Genomic DNA, 16,535 nt, shown 5'->3' with positions numbered 1-16,535 from the left:
TCCGGCACCTCATCGAGCCGGTCGCATGGGCGGCGGCGATGCCTAACCGGCAGCCACCCGCCGGGTCGTCCAGTCCCAGATCCTTTGCATGATCCCACCCCTGGCGATCGCGCGCAGCCGCGCCGCGACCTTCGGCGCCGTCATGGTGCCGCGATAATGACAGTCACAGAGAAGCCGATGGGCCTCGGCATGTCCCAGGCCGAAGAAACCCACGGCGTCGCCCAGCCGGTCGCTGAGGAGGCCGTCGGCGCGCAGGATCGGATCTGAAAAGGCGACCGATAGCGGCGTCTTGTCGCCGCGCAGGTTGTCGCGCTCCCGCGGCGCGTAGTCCTCGATCCGGACCAGCGGCACGACCTGGCCCTCATGCTGGTCGAGAACCGCGGCCCAACGTTCCAGACGCTCGCGGTGAGACAGTCGCGGGACATCTCGCCCAAGGGAGAAAATGTCGGCGACCTGTCTGATTTCGGCTAAGCTCTCGTGCTTCATGACAGCCTCCGCTTTGAAGCCGCCCCCCGGTGCTCGAGACGCATGATCGCGGTGCTCATTCGACGCCGGGCAAGCGCGGCCCGGGGATCGTGGCGTGATCCCCGTCTGCGATCCAACGCGCTCGCGTCGTTGCTGTTCCACCGGTCGCCGGAGAGATCGCAAGCCCCACGCCATGGCCGCCGCCGGCGACCCGTTTACTGCATAGGGGATTGTTCTGAAATGCGTGTCGCATTTTTGGGCACAAAGGCTCTACGGTGTCGCCACAACAAAAAAGTGCGGCCGGACCACCGGTCGCCGGGGAAACGACGCCAGAAAAGACCGGGGAGGATCAGCCGTGCTGAAGAAATGGGTTATCGCGACCACGCTTGCCGCCGTGATGGGGGCCGTGAGCTTGGGGGCAGCGGGCCTTCTGGCCGACGCCGCCGAAGCGCAGACGCCGCGCCGGGGCGGCACGATCCGGTTCACCGCGCCTTACGGCTCGAGCTTCGCCAGTCTCGACATTCACACCACGCCGCGCTCGCAGGACGAGATCTGGGCGCGCGCCATCCACCGCACGCTCTATAGCTGGGACGCGGCCGCCAACAAGCCGGTGCTCGAACTCGCCAGGGAGGTGACGGTCTCGGGCGGCGGCCTCGTCCATACCTTCAAGCTGCGTGACGACGCCTATTTCCACAATGGCCGCCGGATGACCGCCGACGACATCATCTGGACCTATACCCGGCTGATGGACGGCGCCAAGGCCTTTCCGGGCGCGCGCTACGCCCGCCTGATCAAAGGGGCGATCGAGGTCGAAAAGGGCCAGGCGCGGGAGATCTCCGGCTTGCGCAAGATCGACGACTTCACGCTCGAGATGACGCTGACCGAACGGATCGAGCCGGGGTTCAATTTCTACCAGGCGGTGACCTCGATCTATCCGGTGGGCGAGGGCAATAGCGAGAGCTTCGCCGCCCGGCCGATCGGCCTCGGTCCCTATAAGTTCGTCGAATATGTCCCGGGATCACGCATCGTCGGGGAGCGCTGGGAGCGGTTCTACAAAGCCGGCAGGCCCTATGCCGACCGGGTGGTGATCTCGATCATGGGCGAAGCCGCCGCGCGCGACGTCGCGTTCCGCAGCCGGGAGATCGATGCCTCCATCCTCGGCGCGGCGCAATATGTCGCCTATCGGGCCGACCCGCAGCTGTCGCGGGGGATCCTCGAGGTCCCCGAGGTGTTCACCCGGGTCATCGGCATGAACCCGAACTTCAAGCCTTTCGCCGACCGGCGCGTGCGCCAGGCGATCGGCTACGCCATCGACGCCGATCTGATCATCAGGCGGCTGCTCAGGGAAAAGGCCTTCCGGGCGACCAGCTGGCTGCCGATCTCGTCGCCCGCCTATGACGCCAATCTGAGGCCCTATGCCTTTGATCCGGCCAAGGCCAGGCAGCTTCTGACCGAGGCCGGCTATCCGAATGGCATCGAGTTCGAGATCACCGCGACCTCGAACGAAAGCTGGGGCATCCCGGTGGTCGAGGCGATCATCCCGATGCTCCAGAGGGCCGGCATCAAGGTCACCATCAAGCCGGTCGAATCGACCGTGCTGGCCGAGGTCCTGCGCAGCGGACAGTTCCAGGCCTTCATGTATTCGATGGTCTCAGGGCCCGATCCGGCAACGGCGCTGCGCTGCTTCCACTCGGCAACCCCGCAGTCGGCCTGCAATTACGCGCTGTTCAAGAACCCCGAATTCGACCGGCTGCTGGACGAGGCCGGCCGGACCGACGATCCGGCTGTCCGAGCCGAAAACCTGCGCAAGGCCAATGCCATCCTCCTCGAAGAGGTTCCGATGTGGTGGTTCAACTACAACAAGGCGGTGATGGCCTATCAGCCCTGGCTGAGAGGGCTGCAACCGAACGCCACCGAGCTCGCGGTGCAGAATTTCGAGGACATCTGGATCGACGAAACCTCGCCGGCCAAATAGGCCCCGACCAGGCCGGCCTTTCCTGACCTGTGGTTCCGGCGCCCCGGACGTCGTTCCGGAGCGCCCGGGTGGAGCCTCTCATGATCCAGTTCATTGTGCGGCGTCTCCTGCAGGCGGTGCCGATCATCCTGGCCGTCGCGGCCCTGATCTTCCTCTTGTTCAGCGTGATCCCCGGCACGTTCGCCGCGAGCCTCGGCGACGACGGCCGCAACGTCGTCGATGCCGAGGTCATGGCGCGCATGAACAAGGAACTGGGGCTCGACGATCCGGTCTATGTCCGCTTCGGCAAATATGTCGCCAAACTCGCCCAGCTCGATCTCGGCACGTCGTTCCGCACGCGGCAATCCGTGACATCCATGCTGGCCGCGCGGCTCTGGCCGACCGCGCAGCTGACCTTCGCCGCGATGCTCTTCGCCATGGTCTTCGGCGTCACGCTCGGCTTCATCGCCGCCATGCGGCCGGGCAGCTGGATCGACACCGTCTCGATGATCGGCGCCGTTTCCGGGCTGTCGCTGCCGAAATTCTGGCTCGGCCTGCTGCTGATGTACCTGTTCGCGCTGCAACTGGGCTGGTTCCCGAGTTTCGGCTACGGCAATGGCGGTCTCAGCCACCTGATCCTGCCGGCGGTGACGCTCGGCGTCGCGCCGCTCGCGCTGCTCGCCCGCACCACCCGGGCGGCGGTGCTCGATATCATGAACGCCGATTTCGTCCGCACCGCCCGCTCCAAGGGCATGAGCGAGCGCCGCGTGGTGCAATGGCACCTGGCGCGCAATGCCTTGGTCATCGTGCTGACCACGATCGGGCTGCAGTTCGGATCGGTGATCGGCCAGGCCGTGGTGGTCGAAAAGCTGTTCGCCTGGCCGGGCCTCGGGTCGCTGCTGGTCGACAGCGTGACCCTGCGCGACATCCCGGTCGTGCAAGGCACGATCCTGTTCATCGTCCTGCTGTTTCTCCTGATCAACACGATCGTCGACGTGCTGTGCGCGATGATCGATCCGCGTATCAAATATAGCTGAGGGCGGCCCCATGAAGCTGAATGTCAGTCTCATCATCGGTGGCGTCGCCTTGACCACGGTGGTGGTCGCCGGGCTGTTCGCGCCCTGGCTCGCCCATACCGACCCGGTGCTGGACGCCGATCTGATGAATGCCGAACTGCCGCCGGGCAAGGAGTTCTGGTTCGGCACCGATGCGCAGGGCCGCGACATCTACAGCCGCGTCCTCTACGGCGCCCAGATCTCGCTGACGGTGGGCATCGTCTCGCAGCTGATCAATACGGTGATCGGCGTGGCTCTCGGCGTCTCCGCGGGCTATTGGGGCGGCTGGTGGGACGATTTCGTCAGCGGCCTGACCAATATGATGTTGTCGATCCCCTCGCTGATCTTCGCCCTGGCGATCATGGCGATCCTCAACCCGGGGTTGACCAGCCTCCTGATCGCTCTCGGCCTGACCAACTGGTCGTTCACCTGCCGGCTGGCACGGGCCTCGACCCTGTCGCTGAAGAGCCAGGGTTATGTCCAGGCGGCCAAGACGCTCGGTTATGGCGACATTCGCATCATGCTGACCCAGCTCCTGCCCAACATGCTCGGCCCGATCATCGTGATCGCCACGCTCGGCATCGGCGGGGCGGTGCTGGCGGAGGCGACGCTGTCGTTCCTCGGCCTCGGCATCCGGCCGCCATTCCCGAGCTGGGGCAGCATGCTGTCGGACGCGCGCGACCAGATCACCACGGCGCCCTGGATCTCGGTTTTCCCCGGGCTGGCGATCTTCGTCACCGTGCTGGGCTTGAACCTGCTCGGCGACGGCCTGCGCGACATTCTCGACCCGCAATCGCGGAGCCGGCGGTCATGACCGGCGACGCCTTGCTTGAGGTCGAGAACCTCCGGATCGACCTGACCATCGGGGACCGGAAATACCCGGCCGTGCAGGATGTCTCGTTCAGCATCGCCCGGGGCGAGACCTTCGGCCTGGTCGGCGAGTCCGGTTGCGGCAAGAGCATTACCAGCCTGGCCCTGATGGGATTGCTGAAAGCCCCGCTCGGCATCGGCGGCGGCAGCATCCGCTTCAACGGCCGCGAGATCCGCGACCTGCCATCGGCCGAGGCGCGCAAACTGCGCGGCGACCGGATCGCGATGATCTTCCAGGAGCCGATGACGGCGCTGAACCCGCTCCTGCCGGTCGGCCGGCAGATTGCCGAGATGTTCGTGCTGCATCGCGGGGCGAGCTGGAAGGAGGCCGAACGCCAGGCCGTCGATGCGCTCGCGAGTGTCCGGGTTTCGGCGCCCGAGCGGCGGGTCAAGGACTATCCGCACCAGCTCTCCGGCGGCATGCGCCAGCGCGTGATGATCGCCATCGCCTTGGCCTGCGGGCCGGATCTCCTGCTCGCCGACGAGCCGACGACGGCGCTCGACGTCACCGTGCAGGCCGAGATCCTCGACCTGATCCGCGACCTGTCGGCCGCCAAGGGCACCGCCGTGCTGATGATCAGCCACGATCTCGGGCTGATCGCCAACATGTGCAGCCGGGTCGGCGTCATGTATGCCGGGCGCCTGGTCGAACAGCGCTCGGCCGACGAGATCTTCCAGGCCCCGAGCCATCCCTATACCGGCGGCCTCGTCGCCTCGCTGCCGCTGCTCGGCGCGCGTTCCGCCCATGGCCAGCAACGGCTCGCCGAGATCACCGGCGTGGTTCCGCCGGTGACGGCTTTCCCGGATGGCTGCCGCTTCAATCCGCGCTGCCATGCCAGCACCGAATTGTGCGTGCGCCAGGATCCTGAGGTGACCCCCCTGGCCAATGGCGGTCTCGTGAGGTGCCATCATCATGTCTGAACGATCGGCCGAAACGATCCTGCAGGTCGAGAACCTCACGGTTCATTTCCCGCTCGGCGGGGGGCTGCTCGGCGGACCGCGGCGCCTCGTCCACGCCGTCAACGGCGTCGATCTCGCGCTGAAGCGGGGCGAATGCCTGGGCCTGGTCGGCGAGTCCGGCTGCGGAAAGTCGACGCTGGCGCTCGCGATCCTCGGGCTGCAGCCGCCGACGCAAGGCCGCATCGTGGTCGGCGGACACGAACTCGGAACCGCCGGCATGGACCGCAAGGCACGCGCCCGGGTCGCCCAGATGGTGTTCCAGGATCCCTATTCGTCGCTGAACCCGCGCCAGACCGTGCGCGCGACGCTGGAAGGCCCGCTGCGCCTCCACGGCGTGACGGCGAAGAGCGAGATCGACGCGCGCGTCCAGGGCATGCTGGCCCGTGTCGGCCTGCGCCCGGAGGCGGCCGAACGTTATCCGCACGAATTTTCCGGCGGCCAGCGCCAGCGCATCGGCATCGCACGCGCGCTGATCCTCGAGCCGCAGATCGTCATTCTCGACGAACCGGTTTCCGCGCTCGACGTCTCGATCCGGGCGCAGATCATCAATCTCCTGCTCGAACTGAAAGAGACGCTCGGGCTCTCCTACATCATGATCAGCCATGACCTCGGCGTCGTCGAGCACATGAGCGACCGTGTCGCGGTGATGTATCTCGGCCGGATCGTCGAGACCGGCGCCTGGGAAGACATTTTCACGCGGCCGGGGCATCCCTATACGCGTGCACTGATCGCCGCGATTCCCGACCCGTTCAAGCGCAGCCGGGGCACCAAGATCACCGGCGAGCTGCCCAACCCGCTCAACCTGCCGGCCGGCTGCGGTTTTCATCCGCGCTGCCCCGAGGCGCGCGACCTGTGCCGGGCGACGGCGACGCCGGCGCTCGAGGAGGTCGCGCCTGATCATCGGGTGCGCTGCCGGCGTTATCACGAGATAAGGCAGGACGCGCCGCTGGCCGCGAGCGCCTGACCGGGTGCCGCGATTGCCCATGCGGGCAGCGCTCACATCCACGACCCGGCGTTCATGACCGGCTGACACATAGTCGATTGACTATGCAATCAGCTCGCGTTGATGTCCCTGCTTGACAGACACATAGCTCTGTAGCTATTGGTCGATCAATAGCCAGCGGGGTATCGATCCCAAATGTCAAAGGCTCACGATGTGCTCTTCAAAACGCTCGCCGATCCAACCCGGCGGGCCTTGTTCGAACGGCTGTGCCGCGAAGGCGAGAAGACGGTCGGGGATCTGACGGCCCGGGCCGGGGTCTCGCAACCGGTCGTCTCGAAACATCTCGGCGCGCTGAAACTGGCCGGCCTGGTGCGCGACCGCCACGAAGGTCGCCACACACATTATAGCGCGCAGCTCGGCGCGCTCGCCCCACTGATCGACTGGACAAGCCAAATGGCCGGCTTCTGGCAAAACCGGTTCGACGACCTGGAAGATCTGCTCAAGAGGATGGACCAATGAGCAAGGCGGCAATCGAAACGCTCTCCGTCATTGTCGAGAGGACGCCCAAGACGCCGGCGAAGGCCGCCAAGACGGTCGCAAAGAAGGCCGCCGCGACGGCGGCCAAGCCGCGCAAGACGGCACCGGAGCCGCAATCCGACAAGGCCGCCAAGCCGGCCCTGCTCGCGGGCGGCAATCCGCAGATCGCCAAGGGTTATGGCGACGCCCCCGTGCAGGCCTATATCGCGGCCATGCCGGGCTGGAAAAGCGAGGTTGGGCGCCGCCTCGACGCGCTCATCTCGCGCACCGTCCCCGGCGTGCACAAGGCGGTCAAATGGAACTCGCCGCTCTATGGCGTCGAGGGCCAGGGCTGGTTCCTCGGCGTCCATTGCTTCGCGAAATACGTCAAGCTGGCCTTCTTCCGCGGCGCGTCGCTGCGCCCTGTCCCGCCCGGCGCATCCAAGAGCCAGGACACCCGCTACCTCGACATCCATGAGCACGACCAGCTCGATGAAGCGCAGCTCGCCGCCTGGGTGCAGCAAGCCAGCCAGTTGCCCGGCGAGCGAATGTGAGCGACCAATGCGCGGCGGCTGCGGGGCGTGAGCGGACGCCGGATCATCAGCCCGCACATGCGGGTGAGCGACGACAACCAGGACGAAAGCGACAGCAAGCATGAAGAGCGACGCCAAGGACGGACAGGAAGCAGACGTCTCTGCCTCGGAGCTGATCGATGCGCGCATCGGCGAGCTGAAAGATTGGCGGGGCGAGACGCTCGCCCGGGTCCGCAATCTCATCAAGCAGGCCTGCCCCGAAGTGATCGAGGAGTGGAAGTGGCGGGGCGTTCCGGTCTGGTCGCAGGCCGGAATGATCTGCACCGGTGAGACCTACAAGACTGCGGTGAAGCTGACCTTCGCCAAGGGCGCCGCGCTGGAGGATCCTTCAGGCCTGTTCAACGCCAGCCTCGAAAGCAATACCAGGCGTGCCATCGATTTCCATGAAGGCGACACGATCGATGAAGCGGCGTTGAAAGCGCTCATTCGCGCCGCCGCGGCCCTGAACACGTCAGCGCGGGCCGGCCGGGCCCGCCCTCGGACGTGATCTCCTCGAAAAGGAATAGACCCATGAACCAGCACGCGACCGAGACCCAGTCCGTTGTCGTCGAACGAGAGATCCCGTTTCCGCCGGAGAAGATCTGGCGCGCGCTGACCCAGCCACACCTGATCGAGGAGTGGCTGATGAAGAACGATTTCATGCCGGTCGTCGACCACCGGTTCAATCTTCGCGCGGACTGGGGCGCGGTCGACTGCCAGGTCATGGCGGTCGAGCCGCACAAGACGCTGTCCTACACCTGGGCGGCCTATGGCCTGGAGAGCGTCGTCACCTGGACCCTCACCCCGACCAGCGCGGGGACCCATCTGCGCATGGAGCAATCGGGCTTCCGGCCGGACCAGCGGCAGGCCTATCAGGGCGCCAAGGCCGGGTGGCGGCAGTTCCTGGCAAACCTCGAGCAGACCCTGGCGCGGATGGATTGATGTGAGCCGGGACTTGCCCGGCGCGTCGAAGGGGGTGAACCGCGCCGAGATCGGGATCATGGGCGCGCAAGCCGGGCTGGTGCGGGCACTTGGCCGCATCAGGCCTGTGGCTGGCCGGCTATCGGGTGTGGTTCGCTCTTTTTTCGGAATTGCCATCGGCGCGCTATCCATGGCGCTGCTGCGCTTCATCCTCTCGTGATCCGCAGGCTGACGATAGCGCACCGTCCTCGCGCATTCGAACGCGAAAGCCCCCGGGCGCGGTGCGTCCGGGGGCGCCTATCGGTTATCGCCTTTACTTCGCTTCGGCGGCCTGCGCGATGAGCCTGGCGACCGCCTCGGGCTTCGAGACATAGACCGCATGGCTACCGGCGGTCTCGACAACCGTCGCACCGGCACGCTCTGCCATCATGCGCTGGGCCGCCGGGGGGATCATGCGGTCGTCCGCGGCAACCAGATAGTAGCTCGGCTTCGTCTTCCAGGCCGGGACGGTCACGGCGCCGGTCAGCGCTTCGACACCCCACGGCACCTGGGAGTCGGCCATGAAGGCCGCGGTCTTGGGGTCGACATCGGCCGCGAAGGAGGCAGCGAACTTCGCCTTGTCGAGAAAGAGGAAGCCGTCGACAGGGGGCATGATCGGCGGCACGGGCGCGCCAGCCGGCGGGTTGGCGATCAGGGTGGAGACCGACTCGCCCTGGTCCGGCGCGAAAGCCGCGATATAGACGGCAGCCTTCACCTTTTCGGCGGTTCCGGCTTCGGAGACGACCACGCCGCCATAGGAGTGGCCGACAAGAACGACCGGTCCATCCTGCTGCGCGATGGCACGCCTGGTGACCGCAACATCGTCGGCAAGCGAGGTGGTCGGATTCTGCACGATGGTGACGTTGTAACCGTCCTTCTTCAGAATGTCGTAGACGCCCTGCCAGCCCGAACCGTCGACGAAGCCGCCATGAACAAGCACGACATTCTTGGCGACGGAGGCGGAGGTGCTGAGGATGCTGGTCATTTCGGATCTCCCTTGGGCTTGATTCCGCGATAATCATTATCGCGATAATCATCCTATACGGACATCCGATTCCCTTGTAAAGCTCTTTTTTATCGCGATATCATTTTTCGCGATGCCGAACCTGCGGCACCCATTGGAGACCCTGATGCCCGACGCCCCCACGCTGCCGCTGGACAGCCAACTCTGCTTCTCGATCTATTCGGCTTCGATCGCCATCAACCGGGCCTACAAGCCGATGCTCGATGCCTTGGGCGTCACCTACACGCAGTATCTGGTCCTGAGCACATTGTGGGAAAAGGACGGCCTGACGATCTCTGTTATCGCCGACCGGCTGGGTCTCGAGCCCAGCACCATCACGCCGGCGGTGAAGCGGCTGGAAGCGGCGGGTTTTCTCGGCCGGCAGCGCAGCGTGGTGGACGAGCGGCAGGTGCAGGTCCACCTGACCGCGAAGGGCCGCGATCTTCATGTGAAAACCGGCTGCCTGACCGATGCTCTGCTGAAGCATTCGGGTTTCACCGTGCCGGACATGATCGACCTGAACCAAAAGGTGCAGAAACTGCGGGATGGGATGCGGGACGCGACCACCTGACAAACCGCATCGGGCTCTTTCCATCAGCCCGTTGGGGATCGCAGCTGTCACCGGCAAAATCGGGATCGGATATCGGCTTCGGCCTCACGTTGGCGCCGCCAAAGCGACACGTCGTCCAATCGCCATTGCCCGGTGAATCATGGGGTAGCGGGGCGGGTTTGATCCGCCCCCATTGAAGCGCGTCCGGGCCGTCCCTCATTCGGCTGCGATCCTCGAACGATCCAGCGGGCTCGGCCGGGCCGCTTGGAACGCCGTCTAGTTGGGCTTGATATTGTTGGCGCGAATGATGTCGCCCCATTTCCTGGCCTCGGCCTGCATGAATGCGCGCAACTCCGCTGGCGTCGACGTGGCCGGCTCGGCGCCGACCTCGACGATCCGGCGGCGCGTCGCGGGATCGGACATGGCCTTCATGTAGGCGGCGTGCAGGCGCGCGACGATCGGAGCTGGCGTGTTCTTCGGCGCGAGCATGGCGAACCAGCCATAGGCCTCGTAGCCGATCATGCCGACCTCCGCGACCGTCGGCACCTCAGGCAGCACCTCGGAACGCTTGTTTGCGGTAATCGCGAGGGGGCGCAGCTGACCACCCTGGATCTGCCCGAGCACATTGGGGATGAGCTGGAAGGAGACCTGCAACTGTCCGCCGACGAGGTCGCTCACGAGCTGTCCCGTCACCCGGTAGGGAATGTGCGCCATGCGCGTTCCGGTGACCTGCTCGAAATAGGCGGCCGCGAGATGCTGCGAACTGCCGTTGCCGATGCTGCCGTAGTGCAGCTTGCCCGGTTCCGTCTTGGCCGCGGCGATGAGGTCGGACACCGATCGCAGCGGCTGGTCGGCATTGACCACGATGACGTTCGGCAGGGTGGCGATCAGCGAGATCGGCTCGAAGTCGGCCAGCGGATCATAGCCGATCCTGGGAAAGAGCGACTGATTGACTGCCAGCGGCCCGGAGGCCGAGACCAGGATCGTGTAGCCATCCGGTTCTGCACGGGCCACGGCCGCCGTACCGAGATTGCCGCTGGCACCGGCCTGGTTCTCCACCACGAAGCGGTGGCCGAGATCATCCGCCATCTTCTCGAGCACGATGCGTCCGACAATGTCCGAAGCGCTGCCGGCGGCGAAGGGCACGATGACCCGGATGGGTCGTTCGGGATAGGCGCCTTGCGCCATGGCCGGCGCTCCGGCGAGGCCGGCGGCGGCGATCATGGCGAGGCCGGCAAGAGCGGTTCTGCGGCGAATGTCCATCACGATTCCTCCATCTTGTTTCCTGCGCGGCAGTCTTCGGGACTGCTTCTTGACGACCGGGCGGCCTTGCGAATCTCGCTGAAGCTCTGTCTCGGCGTCAGCGCCTCCGGCTCGACGATGATTTCGATCAGCGAGGCCTTTGCCGATGCCAGGGCCGACGGCCGCCTCCCCGCACTTTCGATGAGCTCGACATGCGTCGCTCCCGCAACGGCTCCGGCGGTCAGGCGCGGACAATCTGGTCCACGTAGCCCGTGTAGACCTGCGACTTCGGCTTCTCGCGATCTTCCGCGTTGACATAGGCGATGGAGCTGCGGCCCAAGAGGGCGGCCGGCAGCACCATGACGCGGATGAAGCGGCTGGCACGATCGCCCGCCGCCTGTGCGAAGACGGGATCGGGGCCGCTTTCGAACCATGCGGCGCCGGGACCGAAGCTTGCCGAATGGCCCGCGGTGTCGATGCGGATGCCGCCATCGATCAGGCAGCGGATGCCTGGCCCCTGATGCGTGTGCAGGTAGGCGCAGCCGCCCGGCGGGAAGGAGACGCTGTCGGCGCGGATCAGGATCTCGTCGGCGACCGGCCAGACAATGCGCCGGCGCAACTTCTCGCGCGTGACGCCCGCTTCTGTCGACAACGGGACGACGCGCGCTGCCTCGGGCGCGAGTTCGTAGCGCCAGACCGTCGCGCCGGCTGCTGCCGCTTTCACCTGGGCAGGTCCGGGCAGCAGGATCGCCTGGTCGTCGCGCAGGGAGGTGCCAGCGGCTTCGATCTCCCCGTGAACGACATAGCAGACACGATGGACGCCATCGTTCGGCAATGACAGCCGCGCTCCCGAGGCGATCACGTCCTCGACGAGCCTCAGTTCCATGGCGGGCGTGGTCATGCGGCATCCTCATGGATCAGCTTCGGGGAAAAAGCGGCCGGGATCAGGAGCTTGTTCTCCTGGTTCACCACCCATGGGCGGATCTTCGCCACATAGGCCTGCCAGCCGGGACCGGCGGCCAGCCGGCGCCGACGGGTCTCCCGGTCGGCAAGATCGCGATAGGCCCACAGATGCACGATCTGGTTGAGTGGACCGAACTCCGTTGAGAAATACCCGACCATAGTTCCGAGCATGTCCTTCTGGATGGCCAAACCCTCGTTCTCATAAACCTTGAGATAGTCGGCTACCTTCCCGGCCATCAGCGTATAAATTCTTTCCTCTACGATCATGATGCGTCATTTCCGGGTCGAAGAGATGCTCAGGAGGCCCTCTGAACCGAAGCAGGGCGCCGCTATTCGCCAGGGATCGTACAGGTCGGCCGCATCGGCGGCTTACCGTCGTGTCCGGTAACTTACCTTTCCGTCCGATTTAGTGGATGATGCCGGGAAAGCCTTGCCAGACAGAGCAGGCGAAGGAGGAAGCATGACCGGCGTCATCGGCGTCCATCAGGGCCTGTTCGGCCGGGTGACGCTTTTCCGCACCAACCAGCCCGTTCATGTCCACGCCCATCCGCATGTGCATGCGCTGATCAAGGTCGATGGCAAGGACGGCGCCTACCAGGTCAACGGCGCGCTCTGCCCGATCACCGATGATGAAATGGTGCTCATCAATCCTTGGGTGCCACACGCCAACTGGCGGGATGTCAACGATCCCCCCATCACCATCCTGGCGCTCTACCTGGAAGCCGGCTGGCTCGTGCGTGGCGGCAGCTTCCTGGCTCGGCGCCCGTTCAATCGCCAGTCGGCGACCGTCGACACCCCCATGCGGGCACTGGTCGCCAAGATCGCCGCGACCATTGCCGATGCTGCGATGCCGGCAGGCGAAGACGAGCTGGAAGCAGACATTCTCGAGCTGCTCCAACGGGTGCTCTCGGCGAACTCAGCGGCCGATCTCACCCCCATCGAGCCCAGGGCGGTCGACCGCCGCATTCGCAGAGCCGTCGGCCTGATGCGAGCGGAACCGGCAAAGCCGCACAATCTTGATGTCCTCGCGCAGTCGGTCGGCCTGTCTCGGTCACGCTTCTTTGAGCAGTTTGGCGCCAGCATGGGGATGACCCCCAGCGTCTACAACGACACGCTACGGGTGGAATACGCGATTGAGCAGCTGATCGGCACCGATCGGCCGGCCAGCGACATTTCTCTTGATCTCGGCTTCGCCGCGCCAGGACACTTCTCGCGCTTCTTCAAAAACAAGATCGGCTTTACGCCGCGCGAATACCGGCGTGTGTCCCACCTCAATAGCTGAACTGCCTGAAGCCATTGACCCGGCCCGACCGGATGGTCGCGGCAAGAGTTGGTGGATGATGGTTTTGGCGCCAGCCCGAGAAGCGGGGCAGGTCTGCCCGGAGCTCGGTCCGAAACCCACACAACAGCAGCCGTGCGTTCGCGCGTTTTCTGATGGGACGGAAAAATGGCGCACCCATCAGGATTCGAACCTGAGACCTTTGCCTTCGGAGGGCAACGCTCTATCCAGCTGAGCTATGGGTGCAAGCCGGCGACGCAGTGCGTCGGTGTCACGTCTTTAGCGGATCGTGATTGCCTCGGCAATCGCCGTTGCGCGAGAGCTTGCATTGTCGAGAGGACGGCCGGCGGTTGGAGCATGGGCGTGAAGATGCCGGCCCTCTTCGGCTACATGGCCTGGTCGATGGCGATCCTGGTGCCCCTGTTCATCCTGGTCACCTGGCTGTTCTTCACCGCGGGCGCGCCATTGGCCGGCGGGTAGCCGGCACCGGCGTGGCCGTTTGATTCATCCGGCGGTTTCGCCCGGCTTGCGGTCGGGCCACGGCATGGTTATCTGGCGTCGAGACAGGATTTGTCGCTTGCCATGATCCGCTTCGTCTTGCGCCTCGTCGGGTTTATTTTGGTGGCCCTGGGCTTTATCGCGCTGGTCATCGACGGGACCAAGTCGATCGCCGGCGGCCGGCTGATCTATACGGTCATCGGCGAGACCTGGCGCACGCTGCATTCCGACAGCCTGCAGGCGGTGCAGCCGGCGCTGGAAAAGGCCGGTCTCGCCTGGCTGTGGGACCCGGTCATGCTGACCGTGCTGATCCTGCCGACCGCGCTCGCCGGACTTGGGCTCGGCGCCCTCCTGATGATCGCGGGGCGCAAATATGAACCGCAGATCGGTGTCATCGGCCGGCGCTGACCACGCAAACCCGCCATGCGCGAGATCGGCTCTTGCGCAAGCTTGTTCACTCCGGCGTTCCGCTCGGGTAACGTTTGACCATCGTCGCGCGAACGAGGGGTGACCCTGCCGTCATCGAGTATGGACCCTAAGGCCTACAGGAGGTTTCCCATGTTCTCGTTCAAGAAGCTCGCCGTGCCCGCCGCCCGCGAGGCGCTGCCGGGCCGCACCACCGCCATCCCCACCGCCGAGCGTCATTTCGTCAATGGCCGGCCGCTGAAAGGGCCCTATCCGGACGGCCACGAGACGATGATCGTCGGGCTCGGCTGCTTCTGGGGCGCCGAACGCAAGTTCTGGGAATTGCCGGGCGTCTGGGTGACGGCGGTCGGTTATGCTGCGGGACTGACGCCGAACCCGACCTATGAGGAGGTCTGCTCCGGCATGACCGGCCATAACGAGGTGGTGCTGGTGGTCTATGACCCGGCCCAGGTGTCGACCGAGGCGGTCCTGAAGACCTTCTGGGAGAGCCACGACCCGACCCAGGGCATGCGCCAGGGCAACGACGTCGGCACGCAATACCGCTCGGGTCTCTACCTGACCAGCGCGGCGCAGCGGACCGCGGCGGAAACGTCCAAGGCGGCCTACGGCCAGGCGCTCGGCGGCAAGGGTTACGGGCCGATCACCACCGAGATCCTCGACGCGCCGGAATTCTATTTCGCCGAGGACTACCACCAGCAATATCTGGCCAAGAATCCGCGCGGCTATTGCGGGCTCGGCGGCACCGGCGTCGCCTGCCCGATCGGCACCGGAGTGGCCGCGTGAGGCGGATGACCGACGCGCAATATCTGGCCGGCGCGGCAGCGGCCCATGCCCGCGCCGCCGGCCGGCTGATCGCCTCGGAACCCGACCACGTGAAGGCCGTGCATCACGCCCGGCGCCACATCAAGCGCGCGCGCAGCCTGTTGCGTGCGCTGAAACCCCTGGCGGCGGAAGCGGTGACGCGCGAAAACGCCCTGCTGCGCGCCTTCGCCCACGCCCTGGCGCCGCTCCGCGACGCCCATGCGCTCGACGAAGCGGCCCAGGCGGTGGGAGCGACCGGCCCGGTGGTCACCCAGGCCGGCACGCTCGATCTCGCGGCACTCGGCCAGGCGCTGCAACGCCAGGCCAAGGTGATTGCCCGCCTGCCGCTCCAAGCCTCGCCCCGGCAGTTCCTGGCCAAGGCCATGCGGCGGGCCTATGGGCGGGCCCGCCGGGCTTTCCACACCTATGAGGCGGCGCCCCAGCCGGAACCGCTGCACGAGGCGCGCAAACGCATCAAGGACTGCCTGCATCTGGTCGAGGCCCTGGATGACGTCAGGCCCAAAGGCGCCAGTCCGAAACCCGGCAAGCTCGACCAGTTGGGTGAACTGATGGGGTCGATCCGCGACCTCGACCTCCTGGCCCAGCGGCTGCGCCGGGAAGCCGCCCCCGGACACAAGCTCGCCCGCATCGCCGCCCGCCATATCCGGCTGGAGCGGGCGGTGACCCGCGCCGGTGCCAAGGCCTTCGCCGTCACGCCCGGGGCGGTCAGGCGGGCCTGGGCGGGCGTCTAAGCCCGAAGCCCACCGGACACCGCATTGACAGGTAAATCCGGCACGGGCTTGATCGCCGCGCAGCCGGCGGCCGGCCGGCGCAGCGGGAGACGGCGATGTTCAGCCTGGTGGAAATCGGCACCTATATGGCGGTGGTCCTGGCCCTGTTCCTGGTGCCCGGCCCGGCGGTTCTGCTGACGCTCGCACGCAGCATCAAGGGCGGCGCCCGCTCCGGCATCGCCACCGGGCTCGGCATCGCGGCGGGCGATGCCCTGCACACCCTGATGGCGGTGCTCGGCCTGTCGGCCATCCTGATGACCTCGGCGCTTGCCTTCGACATCGTCAAATATTGCGGCGCGGCCTATCTGATCTATCTCGGCTACTGCGCCTGGCGCGAGCGTGGCGGCAATCTCGACATGCCCAGGGTTGCCAGGGTGTCGGGTGCAACCGCGTTCCGCCAGGCCATCCTGACCGAGATGCTCAATCCGAAGACCGCGCTGTTCTTCCTGTCCTTCCTGCCGCAATTCGTCCATCCCGAGCGCGGCTCCGCCGCCCTGCAGCTCGTCATGCTCGGCGCGATCTTCGTCGCGATGAGCGCCGCCTTCACCTCGGTCCTGGCGCTGATGGCGGCGCCGGCGGCCGGCTGGATCAGCCGCAACCGGGCGATCGGGCGCTGGCAGGGCAAGGTGATCGGCAGCATCTATGTCGGGCTCGGCATCCAGCTCGCCCTGCAGCAGCGGAACTGAT

Annotated in this window: 22 protein-coding genes and 1 tRNA gene; 17 read left to right on the top strand and 6 right to left on the bottom strand. The window is 66.0% G+C overall.

Annotation, left to right across the window (positions count from 1 at the left end; genetic code table 11):
• Positions 1 to 42: 42 nt before the first annotated feature.
• Complete coding sequence (locus E8M01_RS14140) at positions 43 to 486, bottom strand: hypothetical protein (protein WP_136960696.1); 444 nt, start codon at positions 484 to 486, stop codon at positions 43 to 45.
• 376 nt (positions 487 to 862) lie between these two features.
• Between E8M01_RS14140 and E8M01_RS14135 the strand changes: the two genes are divergently transcribed.
• From E8M01_RS14135 to E8M01_RS14090, 10 genes are all read left to right on the top strand, one after another.
• On the top strand, positions 863 to 2,440 hold the full coding sequence (locus E8M01_RS14135) for an ABC transporter substrate-binding protein (protein ID WP_136964633.1): 1,578 nt from the start codon (positions 863 to 865) through the stop codon (positions 2,438 to 2,440).
• An 80-nt stretch (positions 2,441 to 2,520) separates the two neighbouring features.
• Complete coding sequence (locus E8M01_RS14130; RefSeq protein ID WP_136960695.1) at positions 2,521 to 3,456, top strand: ABC transporter permease; 936 nt, start codon at positions 2,521 to 2,523, stop codon at positions 3,454 to 3,456.
• A 10-nt stretch (positions 3,457 to 3,466) separates the two neighbouring features.
• Complete coding sequence (locus E8M01_RS14125) at positions 3,467 to 4,288, top strand: ABC transporter permease (RefSeq protein ID WP_136960694.1); 822 nt, start codon at positions 3,467 to 3,469, stop codon at positions 4,286 to 4,288.
• The gene (locus E8M01_RS14120) at positions 4,285 to 5,265 is read left to right on the top strand and encodes an ABC transporter ATP-binding protein (RefSeq protein WP_136960693.1); all 981 of its coding nucleotides are present in this window, start codon (positions 4,285 to 4,287) and stop codon (positions 5,263 to 5,265) included. The genes E8M01_RS14125 and E8M01_RS14120 overlap by 4 nt, the downstream gene beginning before the upstream one ends.
• On the top strand, positions 5,258 to 6,268 hold the full coding sequence (locus E8M01_RS14115) for an ABC transporter ATP-binding protein (RefSeq protein WP_136960692.1): 1,011 nt from the start codon (positions 5,258 to 5,260) through the stop codon (positions 6,266 to 6,268). Before E8M01_RS14120 ends, E8M01_RS14115 begins: the two co-directional genes overlap by 8 nt.
• 174 nt (positions 6,269 to 6,442) lie before the next feature.
• Positions 6,443 to 6,766, top strand: coding sequence for an ArsR/SmtB family transcription factor (locus tag E8M01_RS14110; protein WP_136960691.1), 324 nt, complete (start codon positions 6,443 to 6,445; stop codon positions 6,764 to 6,766).
• Positions 6,767 to 6,795: 29 nt separating this feature from the next.
• Positions 6,796 to 7,317 carry a DUF1801 domain-containing protein gene (locus tag E8M01_RS14105; protein WP_246088806.1) on the top strand — a complete coding sequence of 174 codons (522 nt, stop codon included), beginning with the start codon at positions 6,796 to 6,798 and terminating at the stop codon, positions 7,315 to 7,317.
• A 100-nt stretch (positions 7,318 to 7,417) separates the two neighbouring features.
• Positions 7,418 to 7,843, top strand: a complete 426-nt coding sequence (locus E8M01_RS14100; RefSeq protein WP_136960689.1) for a DUF1801 domain-containing protein — start codon at positions 7,418 to 7,420, stop codon at positions 7,841 to 7,843.
• 23 nt (positions 7,844 to 7,866) lie between these two features.
• Positions 7,867 to 8,277, top strand: a complete 411-nt coding sequence (locus E8M01_RS14095) for an SRPBCC family protein (RefSeq protein WP_136960688.1) — start codon at positions 7,867 to 7,869, stop codon at positions 8,275 to 8,277.
• 13 nt (positions 8,278 to 8,290) lie between these two features.
• Positions 8,291 to 8,476 (top strand): hypothetical protein, encoded by a 186-nt coding sequence (locus tag E8M01_RS14090; protein WP_136960687.1) that lies wholly within the window; start codon positions 8,291 to 8,293, stop codon positions 8,474 to 8,476.
• A gap of 93 nt (positions 8,477 to 8,569) precedes the next feature.
• Here E8M01_RS14090 and E8M01_RS14085 read toward each other — a convergent pair whose 3' ends face one another.
• On the bottom strand, positions 8,570 to 9,280 hold the full coding sequence (locus tag E8M01_RS14085; RefSeq protein ID WP_136960686.1) for an alpha/beta fold hydrolase: 711 nt from the start codon (positions 9,278 to 9,280) through the stop codon (positions 8,570 to 8,572).
• 145 nt (positions 9,281 to 9,425) lie between these two features.
• On the opposite strand from E8M01_RS14085, the gene E8M01_RS14080 reads away from it, so the two are divergent.
• A complete protein-coding gene (locus tag E8M01_RS14080; protein WP_136960685.1) occupies positions 9,426 to 9,869 on the top strand; it encodes a MarR family winged helix-turn-helix transcriptional regulator in 444 nt (147 codons plus the stop codon).
• A gap of 255 nt (positions 9,870 to 10,124) precedes the next feature.
• On the opposite strand, the gene E8M01_RS14075 is transcribed toward E8M01_RS14080, so the two are convergent.
• The 3 genes from E8M01_RS14075 to E8M01_RS14065 form a co-directional block, all read right to left on the bottom strand.
• Positions 10,125 to 11,072 (bottom strand): Bug family tripartite tricarboxylate transporter substrate binding protein, encoded by a 948-nt coding sequence (locus tag E8M01_RS14075; RefSeq protein WP_136960684.1) that lies wholly within the window; start codon positions 11,070 to 11,072, stop codon positions 10,125 to 10,127.
• A gap of 259 nt (positions 11,073 to 11,331) precedes the next feature.
• Positions 11,332 to 11,991, bottom strand: a complete 660-nt coding sequence (locus E8M01_RS14070; protein WP_136960683.1) for a hypothetical protein — start codon at positions 11,989 to 11,991, stop codon at positions 11,332 to 11,334.
• Entirely contained in the window at positions 11,988 to 12,320 is a 333-nt protein-coding gene (locus E8M01_RS14065; RefSeq protein WP_136960682.1) for an NIPSNAP family protein, read from the bottom strand. The genes E8M01_RS14070 and E8M01_RS14065 overlap by 4 nt, the downstream gene beginning before the upstream one ends.
• Positions 12,321 to 12,513: 193 nt before the next feature.
• Between E8M01_RS14065 and E8M01_RS14060 the strand changes: the two genes are divergently transcribed.
• Complete coding sequence (locus E8M01_RS14060; protein ID WP_136960681.1) at positions 12,514 to 13,335, top strand: helix-turn-helix domain-containing protein; 822 nt, start codon at positions 12,514 to 12,516, stop codon at positions 13,333 to 13,335.
• Between the two features lie 166 nt (positions 13,336 to 13,501).
• Here the strand turns inward: E8M01_RS14060 and E8M01_RS14055 are convergent.
• Positions 13,502 to 13,578, bottom strand: a tRNA-Arg gene (locus E8M01_RS14055).
• 117 nt (positions 13,579 to 13,695) lie between these two features.
• Between E8M01_RS14055 and E8M01_RS14050 the strand changes: the two genes are divergently transcribed.
• From E8M01_RS14050 to E8M01_RS14030, 5 genes are all read left to right on the top strand, one after another.
• Entirely contained in the window at positions 13,696 to 13,812 is a 117-nt protein-coding gene (locus E8M01_RS14050; protein WP_425467723.1) for a sodium:proton antiporter, read from the top strand.
• Between the two features lie 102 nt (positions 13,813 to 13,914).
• A complete protein-coding gene (locus tag E8M01_RS14045; protein ID WP_136960680.1) occupies positions 13,915 to 14,238 on the top strand; it encodes a hypothetical protein in 324 nt (107 codons plus the stop codon).
• Positions 14,239 to 14,388: 150 nt separating this feature from the next.
• Positions 14,389 to 15,039: a peptide-methionine (S)-S-oxide reductase MsrA gene (msrA, locus tag E8M01_RS14040; RefSeq protein WP_136960679.1), complete on the top strand. Its 651-nt coding sequence runs from the start codon at positions 14,389 to 14,391 to the stop codon at positions 15,037 to 15,039.
• Between the two features lie 5 nt (positions 15,040 to 15,044).
• Positions 15,045 to 15,809, top strand: coding sequence for a CHAD domain-containing protein (locus E8M01_RS14035; RefSeq protein ID WP_246088805.1), 765 nt, complete (start codon positions 15,045 to 15,047; stop codon positions 15,807 to 15,809).
• Positions 15,810 to 15,904: 95 nt separating this feature from the next.
• Complete coding sequence (locus E8M01_RS14030; protein ID WP_136960677.1) at positions 15,905 to 16,534, top strand: LysE family translocator; 630 nt, start codon at positions 15,905 to 15,907, stop codon at positions 16,532 to 16,534.
• The last annotated feature ends 1 nt before the right edge of the window (position 16,535 follow it).

Source organism: Phreatobacter stygius (assembly GCF_005144885.1).
GTDB classification, from domain to species: Bacteria; Pseudomonadota; Alphaproteobacteria; order Rhizobiales; family Phreatobacteraceae; genus Phreatobacter; species Phreatobacter stygius.
Note: the sequence above shows the minus strand (reverse complement) of the source record. Positions and strands in the feature narration are given on the sequence as shown.